The following is an 8,978-nucleotide window of genomic DNA, read 5'->3' as shown; positions in this document are numbered from 1 at the left end:
CGCTAGTGAAATTTTACAGGGGATAGTTTTAGGGTCTCAAATGCTCTGTCGCGGCTAAAATGAATACAAAAAGGAAGACTGGCAAGCTTCTGTATTTTTCGTTGCATTCTTCTGCACTTTTCTCTTGCATTACACAATTGATAAACTTTATAATAATTTCTATTTGTTCGATATCATTAAATGCGTAAAAATCAGAATCAGCTGGCTCTAGGTCAGCTTCTGAAAGACTCTTATCTAAGAGTATTCGAAGCGCATAAAGAAGGTTTGATTTACCTACGTCGTTAGATCCTATTATTAATGTTTTAGGTTGCAAATTAATCAGTGCATCTTCATAGTTCCTAAATCCCTTAATTTTTATTTGTTCTATAAGCATCTGCACTACTCCTTTAATTAAAATAAAGTTATTCTATTACAGTCATTAGTCGAGATTACAGATATGAACCATTTTAAGCTAAATCAAAACACTCGTTAATTTGTTTATTTCCATAAATTTAAAGTTCTTTAATTATATCATACCAAATTTTAGTAGATTATAACTTGATATTGATTCTATCCCTATCGGATTACAATCTCAAAGAGAAACAACGGAATCTACATCCATTAAACTTGTATGGAAAATATTATAAAAACCGAAACCAAACCAGGTATTTTTAAGTATAATAAATACAGACCATGTAAAGGAGGATATAAGCATGGGATATCAATCCGAAGCTGCGCTTGAAAAAAATTTACATAGTCAACTTGTGAATCTAGGTTATCAAGCAGTAAAGATTGCCGACTATGACGCTTTATTAGCTAATTTCAAGGACCAACTGAATACATTCAACCACCATAAACTAAACGGACAACCGTTAACTGATACAGAGTTTAAAAGAATCCTTACACTCATCGAAGGTAAAAGCATATACGACTCAGCGAAAATCCTGCGTGACAAATTGCTGATTGAACGTGAGGACGGTACGCAGTTATATGTTGAACTCATGAATACAAAAGACTGGTGCAAGAACTTGTTTCAGGTGACGACCCAAACTACGGTAAAAGGCACCTATATCAATCGTTATGATGTGACAATCCTGATTAACGGCCTGCCTCTAGTTCAAATTGAACTGAAGAGACGCGGCCTGGACTTTAAAGAAGCATTCAATCAGATCCAGCGTTACCGCCGTCATACTTTTAATGGCCTGTATCGTTTCTTGCAAATCTTTGTGGTGAGTAATGGAGTAGATACGAAGTACTTCTCTAACTCGGACTATGACATCCAGTTTGGCTTCACGTTCTTCTGGACGGATGAAAACAATGGGCTGATTACGAACTTACAGGATTTTGCGAGAGCGTTCATGCAGCCATGCCATCTGGCAAGAATGATCAGTCGCTATATGGTTATCAATGATACGGACAAGGCATTGATGGTTATGCGTCCTTACCAGGTGTATGCCGTAGAAGCACTGGTAAAACGGGCAACTGAAACAAATAATAACGGCTACATTTGGCATACAACCGGTTCTGGTAAAACCTTGACCTCTTTTAAAGCCGGACAAATTCTAGCTGATGAGAAAAGCATCACAAAAGTGTTCTTCCTCGTCGACCGTCAGGACCTGGACAGCCAAACGATTGCAGAGTTCAATAAATTCCAAAAAGGTGCTGTTGACCGGACAGACAAAACCGAAATTCTGATCGAGCAAATTCAGAATCCTATGAAGCGATTCATTGTGACTACCATCCAGAAAATGAACAATGCAATCAAGAATCCAAAGTACGCCCATATCATGCAGCCATATAAACAGGAGCGCGTGGTTTTCATCATTGATGAATGCCACCGTAGCCAATTTGGGGACATGCGCAAGGAAATTGATCATCACTTTAAAAATGCTCAGTACTTCGGTTTTACAGGAACGCCAAGGTTCAAGGAAAACAAGAGCCAGGACGGACGCACCACTGCTGACCTTTTTGAAAAGTGCCTGCATTATTATCTAATTAAGAATGCAATCAGAGATGGGAATGTATTAGGTTTCTCAGTTGAATATATTCGTACGTTCAACGCCAAGATTAATGAAAATGATAAAACAAAGGTACCAGGAATTGATACAGATGAAGTTTGGCATGATGAACGCCGCTTGAATCTCGTTGCTGATCACATTATTGAAAATCATCAACGGCGTTCAAAAAGCAAAAGCTATTGCGCCATGTTCGCAGTCGATTCTATTCCTACGTTGATTAAGTACTACGATATATTTAAGTCAAAGGATCACAACCTAAAAATCGCCGGAATTTATTCGTATGGACAAAATGAGGAAAGTGATGGAACAGGCGAACATTCTCGTGAAGCCCTGGATCGCATGATTAAGGACTATAACAAGTTGAACGACACAGACTACTCTACCGAAACTTGGGATCGATATTTTTCTGATGTATCAAAAAAGGTAAAGAATGCTCAAATCGATATTCTGTTAGTCGTAAAAATGTTCCTGACTGGATTCGATAGCAAGCCGCTCAATACTCTCTATGTAGATAAGAACATGGTGTATCATGACCTGCTGCAAGCGTACAGCCGGACAAACCGTGTTGAGAAGGCGACCAAACCATACGGGAATATCGTTTGCTACCGAAACTTAAAAGACAATACAGATGAGGCTATCAAGTTATTCTCAAGGACTGACAATGTTGACACCGTATTAATGGGCAGCTATGAGGAATACTTAAAAGCTTTCAAAGAAGCCGTGAAAAATTTACGGGAGATTGCGGTCATTCCAGAAGATGTTGACGAACTGGAGCGAGAAGAAGATAAACGTAGCTTTATCGTAGCCTTCAAGAATGTAACGAAATTCCTTCAGCGTTTACAGTCATTCTCAGATTTTGAGTTTGACGAAACAGAGCTAACGATATCGCAGCAATCATACGAGGATTACAAGAGCAAATACTTCAAGGTATACGAAGATTTCAAGCGTAGCGAAGTGCCGAAAGAATCGATTCTACACGACATCGACTTCGAGTTGGAACTCATGCACACAGACAAAATCAATGTCAGCTACATCTTGAATCTGATCGCCAACCTCAACACTGAAAATGACGAGGAACGTGACAGAGAGATTCGTTTCATCAAACAGGAACTGGAACACGCATCAGATCCGAAGCTTCGATTGAAGATTGAACTGATTAAAGGCTTCCTGGATAAGGTTGCACCTACATTGGCTCCAGATGAATCAGTTATCGATGCCTATAATCGTTACGAAGAAGAAATGAGCGATCAAGAGCTCGCTATGTTTGCAAAAACAGTAGATATTGAAGACAGCGTCTTGCGCGAACAGGTTTCAACGTATGAATATTCCAATCTAATTGAGAAGAATGCAATCATGGATTCTTTATCAGGTTCGTTCCTAAAAAAGAACAAAGCCATCAAAGCGATAACTACCTTTATCCGAGACTTTACTGAAAAGTATGGAGCCTAATTCTGAAGAGCGCTGATTAAGCGCTCTTCTCTTTTAATGATATTTTAAAAAATATCTCTTTCGGTTAGCACAGCTATTATGATATATTTAAAAATATCAAGGAGGTGTGTGATGAAACTAGGCGAAATCGCGGAAGTTACCCAGGGTGCGTTTACAAACCGTTTAGAAACCTTCTCTTCTGATGTTATGACATCAAAAGTTAAGCCACTTTCTTTAAAGGAATTTAACGAGACACTCGGCTTTACTTACCGTATTTCAAAAGATAAAAATGCAGTAATTACTGTACCAAAGGATAAATTGACACCTCAGCTTTTAACCGATTCGAATAGTCTTATCTTACATACGCAAACACAGAAAATTGCTTTGTTACCTAAGAAATACAATGGTTTATTGCTAACAAATAACTTTATTAAAATCCAATTAGCTAGTAATGTAGATGGAGCTTTCTTTGAGTGGTACTTTAATGAACATCCATTTATCCAAAAACAGCTGGCGGTATTATGTGAAGGCACAGTGACTCCTTTATTGAAACTATCCAATATTAAAGATCTAGAAATAGATTTACCACCTGTCCAGCAACAAATCATAATCGGAAAGATCTCTCAGCTAAAAAAGCGTAAAACTGCATTGATAGCTGAAAGAACAGAGTTACAACAGGTGTATATCCAGCAAAAACTCATTCAAAGTATGCCTTAAAAAACTATTTCAGGAGGAATTTCCAATGACTTCAAGCGAAAAACAACGCCTTCAACAGGCGGAACTGCATAAAAAATTATGGTCTATGGCCAACGATCTGCGTGGCCAAATGGATGCCAGTGAATTTAAAGATTATATTTTAGGATTGATTTTCTACCGTTACCTTTCTGAAAAAGTAGAAGCACGCGCAAATGTATTATTAAAAGAAGACAATTATTCATATGCCGACGCATGGAAAAATGAAGAATACCGTGATGACCTGGCAGAGTACTTAATCGATGAATTAGGCTATGTCGTCGAGCCTCAATTCCTATTCTCTCACTTCATGGAAGAAATCAAAAAAGGTGCAAATGGAAGCTTCGATATTGAAATGCTTCAAAACGGTGTCAAAGCGATCGAGTCCTCTACTTTAGGAGCAGACAGCCAGGACGATTTCCAACATCTATTTGATGATATGGACTTAACATCTTCACGCCTTGGAAGAACAGTCAAGGATCGTACGAACTTAATCAGTAAAGTCATTGTGAACATTGCAGACATCCCCTTTTTACAAGACGATGTTGAAATTGATGTTCTAGGCGATGCTTATGAATATATGATTTCCCAATTCGCTGCAAATGCTGGTAAAAAGGCTGGCGAATTTTATACCCCACAACAAGTTTCAAAGATTTTAGCAAAGATCGTTACTGCAGGAAAAACAGAAATTAAGGATGTATATGATGGTGCTTGCGGTTCAGGTTCATTGCTGCTTCGCGTAGGAAAAGAAGCAAAGGTACACAAATATTACGGACAGGAAAAAGTATCAACAACATACAACCTGGCCCGAATGAACATGCTGCTTCATGACGTACCATACCAGCGCTTTGATATTCGTAATGCCGATACTTTGGAAGAGCCACAGCATATCGACCAACGCTTTGAAGCGATTGTTGCCAATCCTCCATACTCGGCAAATTGGAGTGCAGATAATAAGTTCAAAGAAGATGAACGATTTAGTGCCTATGCAAAGCTTGCACCAAAATCAAAAGCAGACTTCGCCTTCATCCAGCATTTTATTCACCAGTTAGATGGTAACGGTACAATGGCAGTCGTACTACCACACGGTGTCCTATTCCGTGGCGCAGCAGAAGCAGCCATCCGTAGATACCTAATAGAAGAAAAAAATTACCTGGATGCAGTAATAGGATTACCAGCAAATATTTTCTACGGCACAAGCATTCCAACATCTATTCTTGTATTCAAAAAATGCCGCAAGCAAGACGACAATGTATTATTTATTGATGCATCCAATGAATTCGAAAAAGGTAAAAATCAAAACCGTTTAACTGACGAAAATGTTAATAAAATTATTGAGACATTCCAAAACCGTGAAACAATCGACAAGTACTCATATGCGGCTACCTTGGAAGATATCAAAGATAATGACTACAACCTAAACATTCCTCGTTACGTAGATACTTTTGAAGAGGAAGAACCAATTGATTTACAAGGTGTAGTACGACGTTTGGAAGAAATTGATAAAGAAATTGCGGAAGTGGATAGTGAGTTAGAGAAGTACTTTAAAGAGTTGGGGGTGTAAGGGGTGAATGCACCTAAATTAAGATTTAAGGGTTTTAATGACGAGTGGAAATTGACTCTACTCAGCAATTTAATGTCATTTAGTAATGGTATTAATGCGGATAAAGATAGTTATGGACATGGTCGAAAATTTATTAACGTATTAGACATCTTAAACAATAATTCAATAAAATATGATGATATTATAGGTTCTGTTTTTGTTTCGCAAAAGGTTGAGCAAACTAATAAAGTTGAGTATGGAGATTTGTTATTCCTTCGCAGCTCTGAGACTAGAGATGATATTGGAAAAAGTTCCGTTTATTTAGATAAAAATGAGTTTGCTTTATATGGTGGATTTGTAATTCGCGGTAAGAGACAAAAAGAATACAACCCATACTTTCTAAAACTAAATTTGGAATCCCCTGGAATCCGACACCAAATTAGCTCTAAGGCAGGTGGAAGTACTCGTTTCAACGTTAGCCAATCTATATTAAGTTCTGTTGAAGTCTCTCTACCATCTCAAATGGAACAAGAAAAAATTGCAGATTTCATTTGTCATTTAGATAAAAAAATGCAACTACAAAAAGAAAAAATAGAGTTGTTGAAAGAGAAGAAAAAAGGGTTTATACAGAAGATTTTCAATCAAGAATTGCGTTTTAAGGATGAGAATGGAAAAGAATATCCTGAATGGCAATTCAAAAAGTTAGGTGAGATTGGAGAATTTAAAACCAGTAGTGTTGATAAGGTAATTAAAAATTCCGAAGAACAAGTCTATTTATTAAATTATATGGATGTCTATAATCATAAGGTTGTCAATATTAACAACTATAGAACACTAACAAAAAACTCTGCATCAAGCCAACAGATCGTAACAAATAATCTTAAAAAAGGTGATATAATTTTTACTCCTTCTTCTGAAACTCCTGAAGATATAGGACATTCTATTGTTATACCAACGGATTTACCGAATACCGTTTATAGCTACCATTTAATCAGGTTTAGACCATACAAATCAGCACAATTAGATATAAAATATTCTCATTTCTTTTGTAATACTGACCTTGTGAGAAAACAGATAATTAAGCACGCTACTGGTTCTACACGTTTTACTGTAAGTAAAGAAAATTTTTCTAATATACTCGTACCATTGCCTTCTAAAAAGGAGCAGCAAAATATCGCAGAATTCTTAATGCTTTTAGATAAACAAATTAAAAATGAAAAAGAAAGATTAACTGTGCTCGGAGTACAAAAGCAAGCCTTCATGCGAAATATGTTCATTTGAAGAAGAAATAAAGGAAGCAAAGGATTATGAACCTTTGCTTCTTTTAGATAAGTCTTAGCTCAGTGAAAAAGTATTGATCTATCTAGAAATTAGAAATTGGGAATTTTTTAAAAAACCGCGTTACTAATCTACTCTTCAATGGTAAGATTTTGAGCCTTTTTAAATCCAGATTTTAAGGTTTATTGTTAATGACGTTCTATAATGTCCAGAACTTGACGATGTTAATTGTCCTAAAACTGACGGATTCCCTGTCCAAAAATGAAAGGGAAGCATTTCACATGCTTCCCAAATGATTTACAAATCAACTTGATACGTCTCATTTTTCTTAAGGTAGAACTTAACATCATTTCGACCGGTAAAGATATACCAATCTCTGCCCAATTCCAGGCGACAGGAAAGAGTCTTCCCATTTCCCAGATGCAGATCAAACCATTCACCACATCGCATCTTATAACCAGAATTGTCTCCCCAAAACACAATCCAACAATCTAACTCTTCATTGTAATTCATTTCTTTCCAGCGACTTTTCATGAAAGCTCACCCTGGATGACTTGCTTGATCATATGGTCGTCAATGATCCTTCGACCATTTTGTGAGCCATAGAGTAGACTATGTGTGCAGAGTTTATTTATGAGCCTTGCGGCACCACCAGAAAACCGATGGATTTCATCGAGAGCCCCGTCAGAGAATATTGGTTGATCAACTCCGGCATAATGAAGATGCCTAGAAACATACTCCTCAACCTGTGCACGATCAAGATGTCCCAACTGGAATTGGATATCGATTCTTTGGCGTATCGCTGCGTAGGATTGGAGTCGAAGTCGATCCCACAATTCACTTTGACCGACGAGAATGAGTGCCATCGGGCTTTGCGAATCCATTTTGAAGTTCAGTAGGAACCGGACTTCTTCAAGCATTTCCCGGTCCAGAAGATGGGCTTCATCCACTACCACCACAGGTTGTAGGCCTCGTATGCCTTTCATCAATTCAATCTCACGATGAAGCTGCCGTTTTGCATCTCCTCGGTAAAACTTCGCTTCAGAGCCTAACTGTTCCAAAAGACCTTTGTAAAAATGACGAGGTGTTAACTTAGAGTCAGACAGGTAAAGGATATGGAATCTCCCTTTATCCAATTTGTCCACAAACTTACGGATGGTCGTAGTCTTTCCAGTACCACTATCCCCACTCAGAACGGCGAAAAGCTGTCTTTCAGCTGTGTACTTCAGCCTTCCAAGGATTTCTTGCATCATCGAGGAATCATACAATTGATCAGTCGGAAGATCTCTGGCGAAAGGTGTGTTATCCATTTCATAGAAGACTTCAAACACGAGAATCATCCTCCTTCCAAACGGCACGGAAGGTCACGGCAGGTTTCTGTTCTGTTTGACGCTCCTGGTTCTTTCGTTCAGCTGCCTTTAATAGTCTTGAAGAATCTACATTCTGCACCTGCAGGTGCTCAGGTAATGCAGGACGCTTTCCGGCTCTTTCCCCTATGACAAGCTTCTTGGCTTTCCAAGGAGTATGATCCTCGAACTCAATGGTAAGCTCCTCGATATTCGCAGGATCATAAATAACCTCAACCTGTCGTCCAATGAATGCCAGGCCGACCTCATATTTTTGATCCATGAAACTGATGCATCCTGATTTATCGACTTTCCTCGTTTCACAATGGAGGAATGCATTACTCAACGTATCCGGATCGATGAACCGAATCGCTTTCTTATCTGAACGAAATGCCGTTTCTGGGCTGATTTTCTCCCCAAGTGCAGAATGAGGCTTATTCTGATAACACTCTGTCAGCCACACTTGGAAAAGCTCATTCAGACGATCAAGTGTATTGGGTTTTTCGATGACAGCCTCACTTATGAATGAATCTATTACTCTATTAAAGCGTTCAATTTTCCCTTTTGATTCAGCTGAGTACGGCCTCGTATAAGTCAGTCGAGTGCCTATTTTTGAGCAGGTACGCGACATCCATTTGGTTCGATATTGCTTTT

At 38.3% G+C, this 8,978-nt stretch carries 8 protein-coding genes; 4 read left to right on the top strand and 4 right to left on the bottom strand.

The window, feature by feature from the left end; translation table 11 throughout:
- Positions 1-28: 28 nt before the first annotated feature.
- Positions 29-373: an AAA family ATPase gene (locus JCM21738_RS19610; protein ID WP_023626048.1), complete on the bottom strand. Its 345-nt coding sequence runs from the start codon at positions 371-373 to the stop codon at positions 29-31.
- Between the two features lie 319 nt (positions 374-692).
- Here JCM21738_RS19610 and JCM21738_RS19605 point away from each other — a divergent pair, with 319 nt between their 5' ends.
- The 4 genes from JCM21738_RS19605 to JCM21738_RS19590 all read left to right on the top strand — a co-directional run bounded on the left by JCM21738_RS19605 (position 693) and on the right by JCM21738_RS19590 (position 6,981).
- Positions 693-3,446, top strand: coding sequence for a type I restriction endonuclease subunit R (locus JCM21738_RS19605; RefSeq protein ID WP_023626049.1), 2,754 nt, complete (start codon positions 693-695; stop codon positions 3,444-3,446).
- Positions 3,447-3,557: 111 nt separating this feature from the next.
- Positions 3,558-4,142 carry a restriction endonuclease subunit S gene (locus JCM21738_RS19600; RefSeq protein WP_023626050.1) on the top strand — a complete coding sequence of 195 codons (585 nt, stop codon included), beginning with the start codon at positions 3,558-3,560 and terminating at the stop codon, positions 4,140-4,142.
- A 25-nt stretch (positions 4,143-4,167) separates the two neighbouring features.
- Entirely contained in the window at positions 4,168-5,721 is a 1,554-nt protein-coding gene (locus JCM21738_RS19595) for a type I restriction-modification system subunit M (RefSeq protein ID WP_023626051.1), read from the top strand.
- A 3-nt stretch (positions 5,722-5,724) separates the two neighbouring features.
- The gene (locus JCM21738_RS19590) at positions 5,725-6,981 is read left to right on the top strand and encodes a restriction endonuclease subunit S (protein ID WP_023626052.1); all 1,257 of its coding nucleotides are present in this window, start codon (positions 5,725-5,727) and stop codon (positions 6,979-6,981) included.
- 294 nt (positions 6,982-7,275) lie between these two features.
- On the opposite strand, the gene JCM21738_RS19585 is transcribed toward JCM21738_RS19590, so the two are convergent.
- The 3 genes from JCM21738_RS19585 to JCM21738_RS19575 all read right to left on the bottom strand — a co-directional run.
- A complete protein-coding gene (locus tag JCM21738_RS19585) occupies positions 7,276-7,512 on the bottom strand; it encodes a DUF5348 domain-containing protein (RefSeq protein WP_023626053.1) in 237 nt (78 codons plus the stop codon).
- Entirely contained in the window at positions 7,509-8,309 is an 801-nt protein-coding gene (locus JCM21738_RS19580) for an ExeA family protein (RefSeq protein WP_023626054.1), read from the bottom strand. Before JCM21738_RS19580 ends, JCM21738_RS19585 begins: the two co-directional genes overlap by 4 nt.
- The coding region (locus tag JCM21738_RS19575; protein ID WP_031308107.1) for a Mu transposase C-terminal domain-containing protein at positions 8,302-8,978 on the bottom strand (677 nt) is incomplete at its 5' end. The genes JCM21738_RS19580 and JCM21738_RS19575, both read right to left, overlap by 8 nt.

The organism is Mesobacillus boroniphilus JCM 21738, from assembly GCF_000517385.1.
Classification (GTDB): Bacteria; Bacillota; Bacilli; order Bacillales; family Cytobacillaceae; genus Mesobacillus; species Mesobacillus boroniphilus.
Note: the sequence above shows the minus strand (reverse complement) of the source record. Positions and strands in the feature narration are given on the sequence as shown.

Bases quoted from the DNA above. Each gene is read 5' to 3' on its own strand.
- JCM21738_RS19610 (WP_023626048.1), bottom strand. From the start codon at position 373: ATGCTTATAGAACAAATAAAAATTAAGGGATTTAGGAACTATGAAGAT.
- JCM21738_RS19605 (WP_023626049.1), top strand. From the start codon at position 693: ATGGGATATCAATCCGAAGCTGCGCTTGAAAAAAATTTACATAGTCAA.
- JCM21738_RS19600 (WP_023626050.1), top strand. From the start codon at position 3,558: ATGAAACTAGGCGAAATCGCGGAAGTTACCCAGGGTGCGTTTACAAAC.
- JCM21738_RS19595 (WP_023626051.1), top strand. From the start codon at position 4,168: ATGACTTCAAGCGAAAAACAACGCCTTCAACAGGCGGAACTGCATAAA.
- JCM21738_RS19585 (WP_023626053.1), bottom strand. From the start codon at position 7,512: ATGAAAAGTCGCTGGAAAGAAATGAATTACAATGAAGAGTTAGATTGT.